We start from the raw sequence: 21,344 nt of genomic DNA, 5'->3' as shown, positions 1-21,344 counted from the left end.
ATATTCAGGAAAATAATATTTCAGAAGCCAAATATTGCAGCCATTTGTAAGTCGGCTGTCCGGTTAAAATTTATTATAAAACTTTCTCCGGACAACAGTGAATTTATTTCAGGACCTCGCATCAGTAAGTCTAACCCAGAGAGTGTGGGGTCCTGAAATAAATTCAGGATAACGAGTAGTCTAAAAACATTCAACAAAAAAAGCGTCCCGAATTATCGAGACGCTTTTTTTTCATCAAAACAAAAATAGGGTGGTTCTAACCTTTATTTTTTGTCTCTTGAATCTCTAAACGAATAGTTTGAGCTAAGTTCTTAAGGTCTTGCATACCTTTACGTACACGTGTACCTGCAGCGCTGTTCGCCTTGTTGTAGAATTTGTCGGCATCAGCTTCTAAAGCTGCTACAAGTTCTTTTACTTCATTAAATTTTTTCATCGTTAATTTACTCCTTTTAGGTTTTTAAGGTTTTGATTAATACTCTATTACTAAAGTAAGATGTTTATTTTACAAAAAAAATTTTTGGATTAATAAAAAAATGCCCATAACACTGTTTTTTTCCACATTCAAAGGGGTTATTCACAATTAAAACTCAATAAAAAAACATCACTCAACTGAAAACCAACCAATTACAAAACACCGAATAGCAAAAAAGCCCCTCTAACAGTGTTAAAAGGGCTTTTACATTAATTAATATTATGCTATTGAGAATTGATTCTCTTTGTAGTATCCACTTTTCAATTTATCAGAAACCTCGCTAAAGGCATCTAATGTACGCTGTACATCTTCCATTGTATGAACAGCCGTTGGTATCAACCTAAGCTCAATTAGTCCTTTAGGAATAACAGGATACACTACAATCGAACAGAATATTGAATAGTTCTCACGAAGATCCATTGTAAGCGCTGTAGCGTCCAATAGCTCTCCTTTTAAGAATACCGGAGTAACCATTGTATTTGTTACGCCTAAATCAAATCCACGCTCTCTAAGACCTTTCTGCAATGTATTAGCTACATTCCATAATTTTTCTCTAAGTTCCGGATTGTTCTTTAACAGCTCTAATCTTTTTAACAAACCAATAACCATAGGCATTGGTAATGCTTTAGCAAAAGTTTGAGAACGCATGTTGTAACGGAAGAAATTAGTTATTTCCTCTGTAGAGGCAACAAATGCACCAATACCTGCCATAGATTTTGCGAAAGTGCCGAAGTAAACATCAACACCATCTATGCAGTTTTGCTCTTCGTGAGTACCTGCACCAGTAGGGCCCATAGTACCAAAACCATGAGCATCATCAATCAATAAACGGAAGTTAAATTCCTTTTTAAGATCGACAAGTTCTTTCAATCTTCCTTGTGCACCCGACATACCGAAAACACCTTCAGTAATTACCAAGATACCGCCACCACTTTGTTCGACAAGCTTAGTTGCTCTTTCCAGTTGTTTACGTGCACTATCAATATCGTTATGTTTGTAAACAAAACGTTTACCCATATGCAAACGCAATCCGTCAATGATACATGCATGAGATTCAGCATCATAAACAATAACATCATTTCTATCTACAAGACTATCAATGATAGAAACCATTCCTTGATAACCATAGTTTAATAAGAAAGCATCCGGTTTACCTACAAATGCTGCAAGTTCCTGCTCTAATTGTTCATGGTATTTAGAGTTACCCGACATCATACGAGCACCCATAGGATAAGCCATTCCAAATTCTGCAGCACCCTTTAAATCAGCTTCCCTTACTTCAGGGTGATTAGCTAAACCTAAATAGTTATTTAAACTCCATACCAGGTGTTCTTTGCCACGGAAGTTCATGTGAGGAGCAATATCCCCTTCTAATTTAGGAAATGAGAAGTATCCATGTGACCATTTGTGATGTTGCCCAAGTGGGCCCATATGCTTTGTTATCTTTTCAAAAATATCCAATGTTATATGTATTAAGTTCTTTTATTTTTTTTTTGCAAATTTAAGATTAATATGACTGATACGCAACATCAGCATATACCGAGGCCAATAAGCTATTATTATGCCAAAAAAGCCCTAACATATTTATTGCTAAGGCTTTTTATTTTTTATGTGTTAATAATTAATCAACATTATCGTGAAGGAAGGAGTTATTAGGTCTGATTTCAGTTGATCCGTCTTCATCATTACTTAAAGTAAATCTTGAAACCTGAGATTCAGATGAGTGCTGAACCTGCTGTAATTGCATTTGCTTACGTTTATAAGCCGGCTCATTCTCTAACTCTTGCAAACCATTGCTGGTTCTTAATTTCATACTAAGATCTTTTAATCTTAAGATTCTCTCTTTTGATTTTTTAAGCTGATCTTCTATTGATTCATCGTTTTTGTCATCATCAGCTCCTGCTTCATGAACTTCTTCTCTATGAGGTTCAACATCGTTATTGAAAACAGATGCAGGGGTTTCAAATACAAAATCTGTTTCGGCAAGCTTAATTTCGAATTCAAAGCCTGAAGACTCTTGATGAGTTTCCTGAATAGGCTCTTCTTCAATTAAGGTATGTCTTACGATTGTATTTTCAGGCTCATCAACTTTTCTGGCTTTGTTGATATTAAACAAATCGCCGAAAAGATCAGATTGCTTTATTTCTTCTTTAGCTCTCATTACTGGTTCCTCAGAAGGAACCTCAGCCTTAGGCTGTATGAAAGAGTTAACAGGCTCTACCGGACGCACCATAGGCGCTTCTTCAGGGGTTAATAAAGAGATCTTTTTAACGTTCTTTTTATCCTCTTCGCGCTGTTCTTTCGTTTGGAAACCAGTAGCAATAATAGTTACTGATAATCTTTCGCCAAGGTTCTCATCAATACAGTTACCCCAGATCAAATCAGCAGAAAGACCTGCTTTTTCCTGGATGTAATCAGTGATGATAGTAACCTCATCCATTGTTACTTCCTGTACTCCGGAACTAATATTTAATAAGATATATCTTGCACCTTCAATCTCATTGTCTTTCAACAATGGAGAAGCTAAAGCGCCTTCAACAGCATTTAATGCTCTGTTTTCGCCTTCGCATGCAAAACTACCCATTATAGATACACCACTGTCTTTCATAACAGTACGCACATCTTTAAAATCCACGTTGATATATCCTGGTACAGTTATAATCTCCGCAATTCCTTTTGCCGCAGTTGTTAAAATATCATCCGCTTGGGCAAATGCTGAACCTAAAGTAAGGTTACCGAATATTTCACGCAACCTGTCGTTAGAAATAACAAGGTAAGAATCTACATATTTTTTCAGTTCATCCAAACCATCGTTAGCTTGCATTTTACGTCTTTTACCTTCAAAGGCAAAAGGAGTAGTTATGATTGCTACCGTTAAAATATCTAATTCTTTAGCAGCTTTGGCAATGATTGGACTGGCTCCTGTTCCGGTACCTCCACCCATTCCCGCCGTGATGAACAACATTTTTGTAGTGCTGCCCAACATCTGCTTAATATCATCAATATTCTCTATGGCTGAATTTTTACCAACTTCAGGGATTGAGCCCGCTCCCATGCCTTCAGTTAAACTTGCACCAAGTTGAACCTTATTAGGAATAGGACTAAACTCCAAAGCCTGAGCATCAGTATTACAAATGATAAAGTCTACACCTGTAATTCCAGAACGGTACATATGGTTTACCGCATTACCTCCACCGCCACCAACACCAATTACCTTGATGATTGACGACTTATCTTTTAACATTTCAAACTGCATATCTTTATGAATCAGTTATTTAAAAATTCGTTTTTCCTGTTCATCTCTCTATGTAATATTAACACTTTTTTAACAGGCGTTTTCCACAACTGTTAAGAATGTGGAAAAATCGTGTTTTGTTGAAAAATATTACGGCTTTATATAATCTTCATCACTTACATTCATGTCGTCTTTGATGAAATCCTTTGTTTTTGCAAGGAGTTTATCAAACAATCCGCCACCTGAACGCTTCACTTTCTCTTTATCTTTTGGTCGCTCTACAAATACTCCCGGCTGCTTCATTTCTTCAAGTAGCTCCTCAGCTTTTTGAATTCCTTTAATCAACAAACCAACACTGGTAGCATACATTGGGCTTTTCAAATCATCGTAGATGGTTTTAGGCATGTCTTCATATTTAGACAAATGCTCATTTGGATATCCAACGCGGCAATCTAATCCGGTTACATATTCTACCAACTGCGACAAGTGCTTCAACAAAGCACCACCACCTGTAATCACTACTCCTCCGATTAGTTTTTTCTCATATCCTGAAGATTTGATTTCGTAATAAACATGCTCAATGATTTCCTCCATACGGGCCTGGATTACATAAGCAAGATTTTTCACAGAAATCTCTTTAGGTTCTCTTCCTCTTAATCCCGGAACACAAATAATCTCGTTCTCTTTATTTTCTTCAGCAAGTGCAGAACCAAAACGGGTTTTCAACAACTCTGCCTGATTTCTCATCACAGAACATCCCTCTCTGATATCTTCCGTTACGCTATTACCTCCAAAAGGAATAACAGCAGTATGACGGATAATTCCTTCGTGGAAAATTGCAATATCGGTAGTACCACCACCTATATCAACTAAAGCAACACCTGCTTCTTTCTCTTCGTCGCTCAACACCGATTCAGAAGAAGCTAATGGCTCCAGTATTAATTCCTGAGTTTGTAAACCTGCATTGGTTACACACCTCATTATATTTTTTACCGCAGTAACCTGACCAGAAATGATGTGGAAGTTTGCTTCCAAACGCACTCCTGCCATTCCAATAGGATCTTTAATACCTGGCTCATTGTCGATAGTAAACTCTTGTGGCAAAACATGAATGATTTCTTCTCCTGGGGGCATAACCAGTTTGAACATATCATCAATTAATTTGTCAATATCTTTCTTCCCTATCTCATTATTTAACTCTCTCCTGGTCAAAATACCTCGGTGCTGTAAACTTTTGATATGCTGGCCAGCGATACCTACATTAACAACGCGGATTTCGACGTTCGATTGCCCACTTGCAAGTTCCACCGCCTGAGATATCCCCTGAACTGTTTTTTGGATATTGGATACCACACCACGTGTTACCCCTGCGGATTCTGCTTTTCCTATACCTAATACTTCTATTTTTCCGTGTTGTGTTCTGCGACCAACGATCACACAGATCTTAGTAGTACCAATATCCAATCCTACTACAATTGGAGACTGAGTGGTTAATTTTTCTTTGCCCATAACTATATTGATTTGTTGAGTTTTTTATTCTTGTTTTTCCTGGTATCTGTATTAATTGTCTTCTTTTAGTTCATCCGGCATCTCTTCACGTACCATCGTATCTATCGGCTTCTTATTCGTGGAATCTAAACCCGCTTTAGCTCCCCCCGTTAAAGAATCAACCTTGTTCTTTTCGCAAACAACCTGGTTGGTATATTTTATATTGATGGTTTTATAAGTGTCCCATCCCACCTTAGGCATTGCCTTGTTGTAAAAAGCCCGCAAGTTCCTCATCTTAACTTCCAAAGAATCCGCACTTCCCAAAATGATCCGCTGATTACCTACTCTTGGCACCAATTCAATATCATTCTTATCATTTACAACCAATTGTTCAATCTGCGCATCCCACAGCGTATCCTGCTCTATGTAGAATGCCGTTTTATATAAATCTTTCGCCAGCTTAGTAATTAAAGTATCAACCTTACCACTAAAGCTTTCCAGTATCCTTCCATTAGCCACCAATACACTGGCGGTAAAGTTTGGAGAAATCGGCATTTTCAGTCCATTTCTATCAATATAGAAATCCTGATCACTAGCATTTATTATCCTTAATATCGGCTGACGCTGCTTCACATTAATATGAATTACACCATTCATATCAGCATAGACAGTTGCAAAAGCGATATAAGGATTAGCTTTTAATTTTTGCTCTATCTGTTCGAGATTGATCTGCTCTAATTTCTGTCCGATCAATACTCCCTGACTCTGCTTTAAAATTGCGTCTACTTCTTCTCGCTCAATAAAATTATCCGCTCCAGGAATTAAGATTTTAATATTGGTACAAGTCACAGTATTTTTCTTAATGCTCACAAAACTCATGAGCACTATGATTCCGGCCAGACTAACTATCCAGGCAAAACCTTTAAATACCGATCTCCAATCTATTCCCTTAAGCATTCGTTAACAGAGTTTTTAATGGTTGTATCAATGTATCTATATCTCCAGCACCTACAGTTAAAAGTAACTCAGGCTGTTTGTTCTTTATGCGTTGCACAACTAAATCTTTTCCACATATCTCTTTGTTATTCAAGGAGATCTTATCCAACAAATACTGCGAATTAATCCCTTCCAGCGGCAATTCCCTGGCAGGATAAATTTCTAACAGTACCAAATCATCCGCTGTGCTTAAAACTTTCGCAAAATCATCTGCAAAGTCGCGGGTACGGGTAAACAAATGCGGCTGAAAGATCACAGTTAGCTTCTTGTCAGGATACAATTGTCTTACTGCATTAAAGCAGGCTCTTAATTCTTCAGGATGATGCGCATAATCATCTATATAAATATGCTCCGGAGAATTTACGATATACTCAAATCTTCTCTTTACACCTTTAAAATTACCTACAGCAGTTTTTATTTTTTCAGGATCAATCCCTAGTTTCAAAGCAACTGCAATTGCAGCCACCGTATTTTCTACATTATGTTTTCCAGGAAGCATCAGACTGATTCCTTCTATCAAATGCTCACCATCACTATAATCGAACACAAAACTTGCATTCTCTACCCTGATGTTTTGCGCCTTAACCTGTGAATCCAGATCTGCGCTATAGCTTATAGCACCTGATAATGGCAAACCTTTTTTCGCAAACAGTGTTCCCTCAGGTTTTAGCTGACCGGCAAACAATTTAAACGATTCCTGCAATTGTGAAGCATCACCATAAATATCCAAATGATCTGCATCCATAGAAGTGATCACGGAAATGTCTGGATGTAATGTCAGGAATGAACGATCATACTCATCAGCCTCAACAACTACTACATTATTACTACCAATTAAAAAGTTACTGTTATAATTGGTAGCTATCCCTCCTAAAAAGGCAGTACAGCCATACCCCGTATCTGTTAAAATATGAGCTACTACAGATGAAGTAGTGGTTTTACCATGCGTACCGGCAACAGCAATACAAAACTGACCCTTACTGATGATACCCAAAACCTCGGAGCGTTTTTTAAGCTTAAAACCATGCCCTTTAAAGTAATTCAATATTTGAGAATTCTTAGGTATAGCAGGCGTATAAACAACTAGCGTTTCTTTATCATCTATAGTAAAGCAATTAGGCAAAGTGTCTTCATTATCTACATAAGATATTAAGACTCCTTCTTGCTCAAGAGCTGTCGTAAGATTGGTTTTTGTCTTGTCATAACCGCACACAATACACTTTCTCTTTACAAAATAGCGAGCAAGTGCACTCATTCCAATTCCACCAATACCCACAAAATAAACTCTTTTTATATTGTCCAGTTCCATTATTTATGCCCTCCCTTTCCAGCTAAATTTAAAACCTGTTGTGCAATCAGATTATCGGCATCAGGTAAAGCCATCTGACCAATATTCTCAGAGAAAACCTTACTTCTATCCTTGTCCTTTAATAAGGCCAAAGCTTCTGGAACCAGTGTATCTTCGGCAGAGCGATCTGCAATTAAAAGTGCGGCATTGTTTTTCACTAAAGCCAAAGCATTTTTAGTTTGATGATCTTCAGCAACATTTGGCGAAGGAACCAGAATAACAGGTTTCTTAATCAAACACAATTCTGCAATAGTGCCAGCACCAGCTCTTGATATAATCACATCAGCCGCTGCATAAGCCATATCCATCTTATTCAGGAATTCCAGAATTCGCACGTTTGGATGAAAATTTAAACCTAAACGTTCAACAATTCCTTTATAATAGAACTTACCTGTTTGCCATATTACCTGCACATCTTCCTTCAGTATTTCCGGCAAGTGCTTTTCAATGCTTTTATTTAATGTACCGGCGCCTAAACTACCGCCTGTAACTAATATTGTTTTCTTAAGCGGATCAAGCTTTAGCAATTCTGCTCCTGCATGATGCTTATTTAAAATATCGACAACATCTTTCCTTACCGGATTCCCAGTTTTCAATATATTGGCAGCAGGGAAAAACTGATCCATGTTGTCAAAAGCCACACAAACTTTAGCAGCCTTTTTACCCAACCATTTATTAGTTATACCTGCATAAGAGTTTTGCTCTTGTATCAGATAAGGAATATTTTTTAATGATGCAGCGTATAATATTGGTCCGGATGCGTAGCCCCCAACCCCAACAACTACATCTGGTTTAAATTCTGAGATCAGCTGCATTGCCTTTCTCACACTTCCTAAAAGCTTAAATGGCAAACCAAGATTCTTAATAATAGATCCCCTTTGAATACCACTAATATTTAAACCGACAATTTTATATCCGGCAGCAGGAACTTTTTCCATTTCCATTCTGCCAGTAGCGCCAACAAATAATATTTCGCACTCGGGCTCCATACGCTTTAGCGCATTGGCAATAGATATGGCCGGAAAAATATGTCCGCCAGTACCGCCACCTGAAATAATTACTCTTGTTGGTTTCATCATCTTATATTATGCCATTGCGGGTATTTCACCTACAATTACTTTCTTATTACTATTCTCTTCAACATCCTTACTCACACTCAATATTATACCAAATGCAATACTTGTAAATAACAAAGAGGTTCCTCCCATACTTACCAACGGCAAAGGAACACCGGTAACCGGCCCCAAACCAACTGCTACAGCCATATTTGCAAAGGCCTGTATGGTTAAACTAAAACTTAATCCTGCTGCCAGTAGTGCCCCAAATGCTTTGGGCGCTCGGGTTACAATCTTTATACATCGATAAAGCAATACCAGATACAATGACATTACAATTATCCCTCCAATAGTTCCATATTCTTCAATAATCATTGCAAAAACAAAATCGGAATAAGGGTGAGGCAAAAAGTTCTTTTCAATACTATTTCCAGGTCCTTTACCAAACACACCACCCGAGGCCAGTGCAATTTTTGAGTGGTCGGACTGGAATGTTTTATCCGAATTCTGACGTTCCGGGTGCATGTAAGTCTCGATACGAGATTTATACACTTCTCTACGTGGACCTAAAAAGGCTACAAAAAGTAAAAGCACAAAACCTCCGGCACACACCATCATGATCTGCTTAATACTGATACGACCAATAATCAACAACAAAATGCTTACACCAAATAGCATTAAAGCTGTCGACATATTTGCCCATGCAATCAATACAAAGACCACACAAACAGAGCCCATAATAGGAATAAATGCCTCCTTCACATCCTTAATATTTTCCTGTTTTCGGGTCAGCATCCTCGCCAAAAACGTAATCAGGGCCAGTTTAGCTAAATCGGACGTCTGAAATGTTAAACCAATCACCGGTATCTTCACCCACCTTGAAGCATCATTTACGTTTGCTCCAAAAATCAGTGTATACACCAGTAATGGAATAGTAATCACCATCAACACTTTAGAGATTCCGGCGTAATATCGATAATCCAAAAGGTGGGCTATATAAATCATAGCTATACCTATAAGTACAAAGATTACGTGTTTGGTAAGCAATAATTTTTCCACCCCCACACCACGCTTAAATGCCAAAGTACTGGTAGAACTGTATACTACCAAAATGGAAATAAGCGACAACAAAATGATGATCAGCCAAATCCAGCGATCTCCTTTTGTCTTGTCCAGAAGTTTATTCATTGCAAACATAACCTACAATTCTTTAACAGCAGTTTTAAATTGATTGCCTCTATCTTCGTAATTTTTAAACAAGTCAAAGCTTGCACATGCCGGCGAAAGCAATACTGTATCTCCTTTTTTAGCAAGGTGATAAGCTACCTGTACTGCTTCATGAGCAGAAAAAGTATTCACTATGATCTCTACATCATCTTCAAAAGCTTCATGAATACGCTTGTTGTCTTTACCTAAACATACAATAGCTTTCACTTTCTGATGTACCATATCCTTAAGCATATTGTAATCATTACCTTTATCAACACCACCCATAATCAGGATCACGTCAGTACCTACGCTCTCTAAAGCATACCAGGTAGAATTCACGTTAGTAGCTTTAGAATCGTTGATATAATCTACACCCGAAATCTTTGCCACATGCTCTAACCTGTGTTCAATATTCTTAAAATCTCCCATACTCTCGCGGATGGAAGTATTTCGAATGTCTAATACTTTGGCAACTATGCCCGAAGCCATAGAGTTGTAAATATTATGCTTGCCCTGAAGGGCTAACTCTGAAATAGACATGGTTAGTTCGTCGTTTAGGTGTATATTTATGTGTATGTTATCGCTTTCCAAGTATGCCCCGCTCTCAATTTTCTTACGAATAGAGAAGGGATACATTTTTGAACTTACGTTCGTATTCTTTAAAACTTTTAAAGTTTCAGGGTCATCAGCGCAATAGATGAAAACATCATCTGCTGTCTGATTTTGAGTAATGCGCATTTTTGAAGCTGCATAATTACCCAGTTTATAATCGTACCTGTCTAAATGATCAGGTGTAATATTCAATAGTACTGCTATATCAGCCTTAAACTCATGCATATCATCCAGCATAAAGCTCGAAAGCTCCAATACATACCAGTCATATTCTGCTGTGGCTACCAAAGCCGCAAAGCTATGTCCAACATTACCCGCCAAACCTACATTCATCCCCGCATTTTTCAGGGCATGATAAGTAAGCATTGTAGTAGTTGTTTTACCATTTGAACCGGTAATACAAACTGTTTTTGCATTGGTATATCTTTTTGCAAACTCAATTTCAGAAACTACAGGAATCCCCTTTTTCTTAATCTCCTTAATAATTGGAGCTGTATCAGGTATCCCCGGACTCTTGATCACCTCAACTGCGTTCAATATTTTTTCAGCAGTATGTTGCTTCTCTTCAAAATCAATACGCAGTTCTTCCAGAATCTCTTTGTACTGCGTTGCTATAGCCCCAAAATCAGACACAAAAACATCAAAACCCTGTTTTTGCGCCAGCATTGCTGCTCCAACCCCACTCTCTCCTGCTCCAAGAATTACAATTCTATCCTTTTCCATTATCGCAGTTTTAAAGTGATTATAGTGATGATGGCCAACAAGATTCCAATGATCCAAAAGCGCGTTACGATTTTAGCCTCATGGTATCCTTTCTTCTGGTAATGATGGTGTAATGGCGACATTAGGAATACCCTTCTACCTTCACCAAACCGTCTTTTTGTGTACTTAAAGTAGCTTACCTGAATAATTACAGACATATTCTCTACCAGAAAAACTCCGCATAAAATTGGAATCAATAATTCTTTTCTAATCATGATGGCAAAAGCCGCGATGATACCTCCAATAGCCAAACTACCTGTATCTCCCATAAATACCTGGGCAGGATAAGAGTTATACCATAAAAAGCCTACGCAAGCACCTACAAAAGCACCCGCAAAAATCATCAGCTCTCCCGAATTGGGGATATACATGATGTTGAGGTAGTCGGCAATCACCGTATTACCAGATACATAAGCCAACAAACCAAGGGTTAAACCTATAATAGCCGATGTCCCCGTTGCGAGCCCATCAATACCATCCGTAATATTAGCTCCATTAGATACCGCAGTTACAATTACCACTACAAACAACAGAAAAACCATTACGGCATACTTCTCATAACCAGGGCCTAAAAACTTCAGCACCTTAGCATAATCGAATTCGTTATTTTTATAGAAAGGAACATTGGTAATAGTAGATTTAACGTCCTGTGTATAATAAAAACTTTCGCCCTTTTGCCTTAAAACCATTGGGGCAGTAGTCTTCGCAGCTATACCGGTTGTTGCTTTTACATTCGCACCTTCATCAACAGTCTGTCTTACAACAATATTAGGATTAAAGTACATTGTCCACCCAATAATAAGTGCCAATCCAACCTGTCCAACAATCTTAAAACGTCCTGCTAATCCTTCTTTATTTTTTCTAAAAACCTTAATATAATCATCAACAAAACCAATAACCCCCATCCAAACTGTGGTTACAATCATCAGGATTACATAAATATTAGTAAGGTTGGCAAATAACAATGTAGGCACCAAAATACCCAGCAAGATTATGATACCCCCCATAGTAGGCGTACCTTGTTTTTGCATCTGGCCTTCTAAACCCAGGTTTCTAACCGTTTCACCTACCTGCATTTTTTGCAGATAATTGATCAATCTTCTACCATAAACAGTTGTGATGATCAGCGAAATAATCACAGCCAAAGAGGTACGGAAAGTGATGTATTGAAACAACCTCAATCCGGGAAAATCATAATTCTGATTTAGATATTCGAATAAATAATACAACATTAGCTGATCAAGTTAAATTGTTCCATCAATACCTCTTTATCATCAAAATGATGTCTTACACCATTTATTTCCTGATACTTCTCATGCCCCTTACCTGCCAATAAAATAATATCACCAGGTTTGGCCAAATGACAGGCAGTTTTAATTGCCTCTTTCCTGTCCACTATACTTAATGTTTTTCTTTTGTTTGTTGGCGAAACACCCTTTTCCATATCCTCCACTATCGTTTGCGGGTTCTCCGTTCTCGGATTATCCGAGGTTAAAATCACCTTATCACTCCAATCGCAGGCAACCTGCGCCATGATAGGTCTTTTAGTTTTATCCCTATCACCACCACAGCCAATTACCGTAATCACCTGCTCGGTTCCTTTTCTTATATCCTGAATGGTACTCAATACATTTTGTACAGCATCAGGTGTATGTGCGTAATCAATTATTCCTATTACACCAGTATTAGAAACTATGTATTCAAATCTACCCTCAGCACCTGTCAACCTGCTTAATACAGTCAACACCGAAAGCTGATCCTGCTCCAATAACATTGCAGTACCATATACCGCAAGCAAATTATAAGCATTAAAAGAACCTACCAGCTTAAAGAATACATCAGCCCCATCAATATCAAGATGCAAACCGTTAAAGCTATTCTCCAGAACCTTTGCTTTAAAGTCACCTAATTGCTTAAGCGCATAAGTCTTTTTTGATGCCTTAGTATTCTGAAGCATCACCATTCCATTCTTGTCATCAACATTGGTTAATGCAAAAGCTGATTTTGGCAACCCATCAAAAAATGCTTTTTTCGCTTTTATGTAGTTATCAAAGGTTACATGAAAATCTAAATGGTCGTGAGTGATATTAGAAAACACGCCGCCAGAAAAGTCTAACCCTTCAATTCTATGCTGAACCACAGCATGAGAACTTACTTCCATAAAGCAATAGCTACAATCAGCCGCTACCATATCCTGTAAAAGACTATTTAAAGCCAATGGATTTGGTGTGGTATGTGTGGCAGGAATAACCTCATCGTTGATATGATTTTCAACTGTAGAAATCAACCCAACTTTATAACCAAGCTCTCTAAATAATTTAAATAATAAAGTAGCAATGGTAGTTTTACCATTAGTACCCGTAATACCTATTAATTGAAGTTTAGAAGAAGGATTTCCATAAAAATTAGAGGCCATAATACCTAGTGCAGCAGCACTATTTTCTACCTCTATATAAGTTACCAGTTCATTTTTAACCTCAGGGATTTCCTCACAAACAATCACACTCGCACCAGCTTCAATAGTAGCAGGAATGTAAGTGTGTCCGTCAGACAAAGTACCTTTAACCGCAAAAAACACACTATCCTTAACAACCTGACGTGAATCAAACACCAAAGCAGTAACTTCCCTGTTGGTTGATCCAACCAGGTTTGTTATTGCTACCCCATATAAAATCTCCTGCAATCCCATCTTATTGTAATTCAAGTTGAACTAATAATCCCCTTCCAATTCTATTTCCGGCAGGTATAGACTGAGCTATAACCTTACCGCCACCTTTTACTCTGGTTTTTAAGCCTGCATTACCCAACAGGTATAATGCATCTTTTAAACCCATGCCTTTTACATCAGGCATTACCCCTTTTACAGCGGCATGCTCTTCATACGGAACACCGTTATTGGTATCAATACCACTTACAGACTTATCAGCATAAAGGGCTTTAATACCCAAGGTTTTATATATCTTTTTAACCGCTTTGCTCTCACCTACTTTCGCTTCAGGAGCTTTTGTATTTCCTACCAGATGATCGTTTGGAATGTCATGATACATTTCCATATCGCTGGCATAAATGCGATCTGCAATTTCTTTAAACACCGGACCAGCCACTGCTGCACCATAGTAACCATTTTTCGGCCCGTTAATAGCAACCATAATGGAATATTTAGGCTTATCAGCCGGGAAATAACCACAAAAAGAAGCCTGATAGCTTTTCTTTGCCCTATAACCTTTGTTGCCGTCAGCTACCTGTGCAGTACCGGTTTTACCCGCAACTCTATATAATGGAGATCCCATTTGTTTACCCGTACCTTTGGTAACTACAGACTCAAGCATCGCCTGTAATTTCTTAACTGTTTTTTCAGAACAAACTCGCTCCGATATCACCCTTGCACTAAACTGCTCAATTGGATTTCCCAGTCTGCGAATTTCCTTAACAAAAATTGGTGATATGTACTTACCATCATTAGCAATAGCATTATAAAATGTCAGCATCTGTAAAGGAGTAATCTGCATTTCATAACCATAAGCCATTTGCGGCAGGGTCATATTTTTATTCCAACTTTTAAAAGATGGATTCTTTATCACAGGCTTAGTTTCTCCAGGTATCTGCAGGTCAAGCCTTTCATTCATATGAATATCATACAAATGATCAGTAAACTGCGATGGATTATCCTGATAAGCGGCATTAACCAATTTAGCTACCGCAGTATTTGCCGATTGCTCAAAAGCTTTCATTACGGTAACCGTTCCAATACCACCATGCGAATCTTTAATCGTATGTCCCGGTATCCTGTAAGTTCCATCTCCCGTAGCCACCATTGTATTGGTATCTACTTTATTATCTTCCAAAAGCGCCATGTAAGAAGCCAACTTAAAGGTTGAGCCAGGATCCTGACTACCGCCAATAGCATAATTAAACTTCTCTTCGTAAACCCCTTCTTTAACTCTGGTGTAATTGGCAACCGCCCTTACCTCTCCGGTAGTCACTTCCATCAATATCACCGTTCCGTGATCCGCATCGCTAATTTTTAATTGCTTCTCTAATGCGCTTTGCGCCAGATCCTGCATATTAATATCAATGGTAGAAATGATATCAGCACCCTCTTTAGGTGCTACCTCAGCTTCATCATTAACAGGCATCCAAACACCACCAGATATTCTCTGAACCAGTCTTTTTCCACTTTCACCATTAATGTATTCACCATAAGCACCCTCTAAACCAACACCATTGCTAACATTTTCATTCTTATAACCAATAGTTCTGGCAGCCAAATATTTAAATGGCTTAATTCTTTTGTTTTGTTGAACAGCAATTAAACCACCAGTGTATTTCCCTACATTATATAAAGGAAAAGTCCTGATTGTTTTCAATTCCTGATAACCAACTTTACGCTTAATCAGCAGGTAACGTGCACTATCACGTCTGGCTGAACGTAAATACCTTGAATACTCTTTAGGGCTTTTATCTTTAAAGAATTGAGAAAGTCTCAATGCCAATGAATCAACCTTACTATCAAACACTTCATTGTCAGCAATACCACCGGCATACAAATCCATGCGGAGCTCATACTCAGGAATAGAAGTTGCAAGCAAACTTCCATCATTTGAGTATATATTTCCACGCGCTGCTTCCACATTGATATACTTTGTAGAGAGACTGTCGGCCATGGCACGCCATTTATGTCCCTCCACAAACTGTACATCGCAAAGCCTGATCAGTACTGCCACGGCAAACAGCACAATCAGTCCGAAAGACAGATAAACACGTAATAATATGTTAGCTCTAATATTCATTACTGCTTATTACAATTTTTTTAGGCGGCTCTGTTAATTCTTTTATCCCCAGAGTATCCACCTTTTTAGCAACCTCTGTTAGTTTACTTTTGAACATCAAATCAGCCTTAAGCGATTTGTATTCCCAGCTCATTTCTTTTACCTCTTTACTTAACTGATCAATATTTCTGATGTTTTTGATGGCCATATGGCTATTCGCGATATACAGCATTCCCAAAACCGACAGAAATATCAAAAACGGCAACATCTCTGTTGCAGCTTCCTTACTCACTACTCCTTCTGTAAACAACTTCCTAAAGAACTGATTTTCGGATACCGGGGCTTTTTTCTTAATCCTGATATCCATCTCTCCTTCTTCTTCGGGCTCCTCATCTAAATGCTCCCTAAACCTGTTACTCATAACCGCTCTCCAATCCTCAATTTCGCACTTCTGGACCTGCTATTGCGTTCCAACTCTGCTTCATCAGCCATTATGGCTTTCCTGGTTATTACTTTAAAAGGCTTTTGTTCGTTCCCGTAAAAGTCTTTATCCACCTCACCTTTAAACTTTCCTTTGGCCAGGTAATTTTTTACCGGCCTATCCTCCAAAGAATGGTAAGACATCACCACCAGACGTCCTCCACTCTTTAGCACATCAGCAGTCTGTACCAGAAAATTCTCCAGCACTTCAATCTCGGCATTCACCTCGATGCGCAGGGCCTGAAAAACCTGCGCCATATATTTATTTTCTTTTCCTTTTGGAATGTATGCAGCTACCGCTTTCTTAAAATCAGCCAGCGTTTCTATAGGGCGTTCTATACGACCAGTTACAATTGCTTTAGCCAACGACTTTGCATTTTTAACCTCACCGTAGATTCCGAATATCCTATGTAACTTTTCTTCTGTATATGTATTTAATACTTCCGCCGCAGTCAACTTACCCTGTTTATCCATTCGCATATCTAATGCAGAATCAAACCTGGTCGAGAAACCTCTTTCCGGCTCATTAAACTGATGAGAAGAAACACCAAGATCAGCTAGGATGCCATCAACAGCTTTAAAACCTAGCAAGCGCAGGTTATTTTTAAGAAAAGCGAAATTCTGATCTACAAAGTGAAAGCGCGGATCATCAATCTTATTTCTTTGCGCATCCGGATCCTGATCAAAAGCGATCAGCACACCGTCTTTACCCAAGTGTTTAAGAATCTCTCTGGAGTGTCCGCCACCACCAAATGTAACATCTACATAAACACCATTAGGTTTAATATCCAAACCATCGATGCACTCTTTTAACAATACTGGAACGTGGTAATTATTTTCCATCTTCCCTCCTGTTTTTATCTCCCATCACTTCGGCAGCAAGCAGCGCAAAGTCAGCAGGATCTTTATCAAATAATGCTTCGTATGATTTTTTAGACCAAACCTCAATCTTATCAAACTGACAAGCCAGTACCAGCTCAGTATTAATTTCAATACCTACTGATTCCAGTAAAGAGTTAGGCAAATTAACCCTACCGGTCGCATCCAGTGTCAATTCCGTCGCGCCGCGGGTAAATAATCTTATAAATTCTCTGTTTTTTTGTTCGTACGGATTCAGCTTACTCAAGTCCTCCACTATCTTTTCCCATACTTTTTTAGGATAAACTACCAGGTGCTTCTCAAAACCCCTGTTAATCACAAGTCCCTCTTGCTCAACATTAGGCAATTGTTTTTTTAGGCTCGAAGGGACCATCAAGCGGCCTTTCGCGTCTAATTTACAATCAAATTCTCCTAATAACTGAACCATTATAATATGTGCACTTTTTATGTAGTGTAAAAATAGGTACTTCTACCACTTTTTACCACATTCTACCACAAAAAGTTTTCCACATATTATTTACCTACCACTTTCCCCCATTTTTACTATAAAAAGGCCATAAAACACGGTGGGAGGAAGTGGTAAACAAAACAGGCGTTTCGCAAAAACGAAACGCCTGTCCTTAAAATTAGTCAGGTTGTCTAGTCATTTATAGCCTTAACACCCGGTAATTCTTTACCTTCCATATATTCAAGCAATGCACCACCACCGGTAGATACATAACTTACTTCATCTTCTAAATTAAACTTCGCAATTGCAGCAGCAGAATCACCACCACCGATTAAAGAGAAAGCATCGTTTTCTTTAGTTGCAGCAACAACCGCGTCAGCAACCGCACGTGTACCTTGCTCAAAGTTTGCCATTTCAAAAACACCCATTGGACCGTTCCATAACAATGTTTTAGAGTCTTTAATGATACTTGAGAACAACTCAACAGTTTTCGGACCGATATCTAAGCCCATCCAGTCAGCAGGAATTTGTCCGGCATCAACTGATCCTTTTTGTGCATCATTGTCAAATTTATCAGCAATAACAGTATCTACAGGTAAAACTAAGTTTACACCTTTAGCCTTAGCTTTATCCAATAACTCTAAGCAAAGCGCCATTCTATCAGCTTCTAATAAAGAAGTACCAATTTCACCACCTTGTGCTTTAGCAAAAGTATAAGCCATACCACCACCTATAATCAGGTTGTCTACTTTTTCAAGTAAGCTTTCAATCAATAAAATTTTGTCAGAAACCTTAGCACCACCCATAATAGCAGTAAAAGGTCTAACAGCACCATGATTTACTTTCTCAGCATTTTTCAATTCTTCAGCCATTAAGTAACCGAAGTATTTATCATTAGGAAAAAACTCAGCAACAATAGCAGTCGAAGCATGTGCACGGTGTGCAGTTCCGAAAGCATCATTTACATATACGTTTCCAAGTTGAGCCAATTTTTCAGCGAAGGCTTTATCACCTTTTTCTTCTTCTTTATAAAAACGTAAGTTTTCTAATAAAAGAACTTGTCCCGGAATTAAGTTTTTCGCTTTTTCTACGGCTTCAGCACCAATACAATCATTAGCAAATTTCACCTCGATATCTAACATTCTCGAAAGATCACCTAAAATGTGTTTCAAAGAATCTTTATCATTCGGACCATCTTTTGGTCTGCCAAGGTGAGACATTAGAATTACACTACCGCCATCATTTAATATTTTATTGATTGTAGGTAGCGCAGCACGCATTCTTTTATCATCAGTAATATTAAAATCTTTATCCAAAGGGACGTTAAAGTCAACTCTGACTAAAGCTTTCTTATCTGCAAAGTTGCATTGATCTATTGTTCTCATTTTTTAAATTATTGTTTTTGTATTGGTTGGTTCTAAATTTATGCTGTTAAATATTTAATCATGTTAAAGTGCGGCCCTATTCCGGGAACTTCAAACTCATCGGAGATTACCTCAAAGCCTAATTTCTTGTAGAATACCACAGCCGAACTCCTTGCGTTGCACCAAATATAAGAAGCATTAGCGGATGTAAGTGCCGAAACTGCAAAATTTATCAGTTTTGCCCCATAACCTTTACCTGCAAAAGCCGGATCGGTAGCCATGCCGCGAAGCCTAAATCCCCCTACACCCTGCTCTGGATAGTCTTCCGGAAAAAATGTAGCTATAGAAACTATTTGCTCATCTGCTACAGCCCCCAAGTGAAAACCTCCATCAATATCATCTGTCGGAAACACGCACTGATCAAAAGGAAGGCTGTCCCTTAAAACACTGCTCCTCAGTGGCAACGTATCCTCAGCATTTATATATTTAACCATTATTCTTTATAATTTTCTGCACCACATCTACCAGTCGCGCAGAGTAGCCCGACTCATTATCATACCACCCTACTACCTTTACCAAGTCGCCCACTATCGAGGTTAGCTGACTATCAAAGATGCAGGAATGCGGATTGTCTAAAATATCAACGGAAACAATCGGGTCTTCAGTATACTCCAATACTTCATTCATCTCATTTTGCGAAGCTTTTTTAAAAGCCGCATTGATCTCTTGGATGGTAGTTTCCTTTCTAAGAATACAGGTAAAATCAGTTAACGATCCATTTAATACCGGAACTCTGATACCTGCACCACCCAACTTACCATCCAAATGAGGAAATATATTGGTAATCGCTTTTGCAGCACCCGTACTGGTTGGTATAATAGATGCCGATGCCGCTCTTGCCCTGCGTAAATCTTTATGTGGAGCATCATGCAGGTTCTGATCGCCTGTCATCGAGTGCACAGTAGTGATGTATCCATCAAGGATTCCCCAGTTGTCGTCCAATATTTTAACCATCGGCGCCACGTTATTTGTGGTACACGAAGCATTGGAAAGCACCTGAGCTGTCAAATCTACATCTGCATCATTCACACCCAACACCACCATTTCTACACCTTTATCACCACATGGCGCCGATATCAGCACTTGTTTAGCACCTGCTTTTAAATGAAGATCAGCCCCTGCCTTACTTGCAAACTTACCTGTCGACTCTAATACCAGATCAATCCCCAGATCAGCCCATGGTAGTTTTTCAGGATTAGGTTCTGCATAAACAAGAATCTTCTTTCCATTAATGATCAAGCTGTCATTTTCAAATTTCACTGTCCCCTTAAAACCTCGGTGTACGGTATCGTACTTAAAAAGGTGAGCCAATGTAGCCGGATCTCCCAGATCATTGATGGCAACAACGTTGATGTTTTTTTCGATAGCAGTACGCAAAAAGATGCGCCCAATCCTACCAAAACCATTAATTGCGATATTCATTTTACTCGTTTTGTTCTGGCGGCAAAAGTACCTATATTCTTATTAGCAGTGGTATAAAATTGGAAGGGATTATTAAAAATTACGTGGGTATTATACCAATAGCATTTAGTAAGTAGTACTTAGTATTTAGACGATGGTATTAAAGGGGTCGTCATCAATAAAGTGGCCGTCATCCTGAATTCGTCATGCCGGCGAAGGCCGGTATCAGGACCTCGCAAGAGAAAGTAAGCTGATTAGAAAGATAATGGTTCTTGTCTGTTATCCCAAAAAAACAGTAGTCCGATATGATCTTCATGAATCTCATAAAACACAATAGATTGAGATACAATTACAGCTTTCCTCACACTCGGAATTTCTGTTTCGGGAAACATATGAGGCATTGAAGAAATTGATTTCAGCAACTTTCCCGTCTTTTTTATAAAGCCCCTTGAAGCCGAAGTACCCCAATTATTTGTAATAAAAGTAACTATAGAATCAAATGTCTCCTCTGCTTCGGGAGCCCAAATTATTTGCATTATAAATTCTCGTATTTTCTAAATACTTCTTGTGTAGTTTTGCCCAATCCACTTTTAAGCTGATCCTGTCCTCTTTTAATGCCTTTAACTACATGATCAGGAAGCGGCTCATCCTTTTTCTTCTCATAAGGAACGGCCAAAGCCTTTAGAAAAGCCCTTAATGCTTTTTCCTGCGATTTATCCGGATGCACAAAATACGTTTCCATAATTTAAATAATTCTTGTCAGTGA

Annotated in this window: 20 protein-coding genes; all 20 read right to left on the bottom strand. The window is 38.5% G+C overall.

The window, feature by feature from the left end; genetic code table 11:
• Nucleotides 1-256: 256 nt before the first annotated feature.
• A complete protein-coding gene (locus HQN83_RS20955; protein ID WP_048904203.1) occupies nucleotides 257-433 on the bottom strand; it encodes a hypothetical protein in 177 nt (58 codons plus the stop codon).
• A 258-nt stretch (nucleotides 434-691) separates the two neighbouring features.
• Nucleotides 692-1,933 (bottom strand): aminotransferase class I/II-fold pyridoxal phosphate-dependent enzyme, encoded by a 1,242-nt coding sequence (locus tag HQN83_RS20950; RefSeq protein WP_173093015.1) that lies wholly within the window; start codon nucleotides 1,931-1,933, stop codon nucleotides 692-694.
• A 160-nt stretch (nucleotides 1,934-2,093) separates the two neighbouring features.
• The gene (gene ftsZ, locus HQN83_RS20945; RefSeq protein WP_173093013.1) at nucleotides 2,094-3,728 is read right to left on the bottom strand and encodes a cell division protein FtsZ; all 1,635 of its coding nucleotides are present in this window, start codon (nucleotides 3,726-3,728) and stop codon (nucleotides 2,094-2,096) included.
• Between the two features lie 129 nt (nucleotides 3,729-3,857).
• Nucleotides 3,858-5,216, bottom strand: a complete 1,359-nt coding sequence (gene ftsA / locus HQN83_RS20940) for a cell division protein FtsA (RefSeq protein WP_108203430.1) — start codon at nucleotides 5,214-5,216, stop codon at nucleotides 3,858-3,860.
• 51 nt (nucleotides 5,217-5,267) lie between these two features.
• Nucleotides 5,268-6,152 carry a cell division protein FtsQ/DivIB gene (locus tag HQN83_RS20935; RefSeq protein ID WP_173093011.1) on the bottom strand — a complete coding sequence of 295 codons (885 nt, stop codon included), beginning with the start codon at nucleotides 6,150-6,152 and terminating at the stop codon, nucleotides 5,268-5,270.
• A complete protein-coding gene (gene murC / locus HQN83_RS20930) occupies nucleotides 6,145-7,500 on the bottom strand; it encodes a UDP-N-acetylmuramate--L-alanine ligase (RefSeq protein WP_173093009.1) in 1,356 nt (451 codons plus the stop codon). The genes HQN83_RS20935 and murC overlap by 8 nt, the downstream gene beginning before the upstream one ends.
• A complete protein-coding gene (gene murG / locus HQN83_RS20925) occupies nucleotides 7,500-8,615 on the bottom strand; it encodes an undecaprenyldiphospho-muramoylpentapeptide beta-N-acetylglucosaminyltransferase (RefSeq protein WP_173093037.1) in 1,116 nt (371 codons plus the stop codon). Before murG ends, murC begins: the two co-directional genes overlap by 1 nt.
• Nucleotides 8,616-8,624: 9 nt before the next feature.
• Nucleotides 8,625-9,782, bottom strand: coding sequence for an FtsW/RodA/SpoVE family cell cycle protein (locus tag HQN83_RS20920; RefSeq protein WP_173093007.1), 1,158 nt, complete (start codon nucleotides 9,780-9,782; stop codon nucleotides 8,625-8,627).
• Nucleotides 9,783-9,794: 12 nt separating this feature from the next.
• Entirely contained in the window at nucleotides 9,795-11,138 is a 1,344-nt protein-coding gene (gene murD, locus HQN83_RS20915; RefSeq protein ID WP_173093005.1) for a UDP-N-acetylmuramoyl-L-alanine--D-glutamate ligase, read from the bottom strand.
• Nucleotides 11,138-12,409: a phospho-N-acetylmuramoyl-pentapeptide-transferase gene (gene mraY / locus HQN83_RS20910; protein ID WP_173093003.1), complete on the bottom strand. Its 1,272-nt coding sequence runs from the start codon at nucleotides 12,407-12,409 to the stop codon at nucleotides 11,138-11,140. Before mraY ends, murD begins: the two co-directional genes overlap by 1 nt.
• A complete protein-coding gene (locus tag HQN83_RS20905) occupies nucleotides 12,409-13,866 on the bottom strand; it encodes a UDP-N-acetylmuramoyl-L-alanyl-D-glutamate--2,6-diaminopimelate ligase (RefSeq protein ID WP_173093035.1) in 1,458 nt (485 codons plus the stop codon). Before HQN83_RS20905 ends, mraY begins: the two co-directional genes overlap by 1 nt.
• A gap of 1 nt (nucleotide 13,867) precedes the next feature.
• On the bottom strand, nucleotides 13,868-15,967 hold the full coding sequence (locus HQN83_RS20900) for a penicillin-binding protein (protein WP_173093001.1): 2,100 nt from the start codon (nucleotides 15,965-15,967) through the stop codon (nucleotides 13,868-13,870).
• The gene (locus HQN83_RS20895) at nucleotides 15,957-16,367 is read right to left on the bottom strand and encodes an FtsL-like putative cell division protein (protein WP_173092998.1); all 411 of its coding nucleotides are present in this window, start codon (nucleotides 16,365-16,367) and stop codon (nucleotides 15,957-15,959) included. Before HQN83_RS20895 ends, HQN83_RS20900 begins: the two co-directional genes overlap by 11 nt.
• The gene (gene rsmH / locus HQN83_RS20890; RefSeq protein WP_173092996.1) at nucleotides 16,364-17,269 is read right to left on the bottom strand and encodes a 16S rRNA (cytosine(1402)-N(4))-methyltransferase RsmH; all 906 of its coding nucleotides are present in this window, start codon (nucleotides 17,267-17,269) and stop codon (nucleotides 16,364-16,366) included. The genes HQN83_RS20895 and rsmH overlap by 4 nt, the downstream gene beginning before the upstream one ends.
• Complete coding sequence (gene mraZ / locus HQN83_RS20885) at nucleotides 17,259-17,732, bottom strand: division/cell wall cluster transcriptional repressor MraZ (protein ID WP_173092994.1); 474 nt, start codon at nucleotides 17,730-17,732, stop codon at nucleotides 17,259-17,261. The genes rsmH and mraZ overlap by 11 nt, the downstream gene beginning before the upstream one ends.
• 212 nt (nucleotides 17,733-17,944) lie before the next feature.
• A complete protein-coding gene (locus HQN83_RS20880) occupies nucleotides 17,945-19,138 on the bottom strand; it encodes a phosphoglycerate kinase (RefSeq protein WP_173092992.1) in 1,194 nt (397 codons plus the stop codon).
• 38 nt (nucleotides 19,139-19,176) lie between these two features.
• Nucleotides 19,177-19,611, bottom strand: a complete 435-nt coding sequence (locus HQN83_RS20875; protein ID WP_173092990.1) for a GNAT family N-acetyltransferase — start codon at nucleotides 19,609-19,611, stop codon at nucleotides 19,177-19,179.
• Nucleotides 19,604-20,599 (bottom strand): type I glyceraldehyde-3-phosphate dehydrogenase, encoded by a 996-nt coding sequence (gene gap / locus HQN83_RS20870; RefSeq protein WP_173092988.1) that lies wholly within the window; start codon nucleotides 20,597-20,599, stop codon nucleotides 19,604-19,606. Before gap ends, HQN83_RS20875 begins: the two co-directional genes overlap by 8 nt.
• A 233-nt stretch (nucleotides 20,600-20,832) precedes the next feature.
• Nucleotides 20,833-21,114, bottom strand: coding sequence for a type II toxin-antitoxin system RelE/ParE family toxin (locus HQN83_RS20865; protein WP_173092987.1), 282 nt, complete (start codon nucleotides 21,112-21,114; stop codon nucleotides 20,833-20,835).
• The gene (locus tag HQN83_RS20860; RefSeq protein ID WP_173092986.1) at nucleotides 21,114-21,320 is read right to left on the bottom strand and encodes a DUF2683 family protein; all 207 of its coding nucleotides are present in this window, start codon (nucleotides 21,318-21,320) and stop codon (nucleotides 21,114-21,116) included. The genes HQN83_RS20865 and HQN83_RS20860 overlap by 1 nt, the downstream gene beginning before the upstream one ends.
• Nucleotides 21,321-21,344: the final 24 nt, after the last annotated feature.

This window comes from Pedobacter foliorum (assembly GCF_013266735.1).
In the GTDB taxonomy this organism is placed as follows: domain Bacteria; phylum Bacteroidota; class Bacteroidia; order Sphingobacteriales; family Sphingobacteriaceae; genus Pedobacter; species Pedobacter foliorum.
This window is presented reverse-complemented; position numbering and strand designations above follow the sequence as displayed.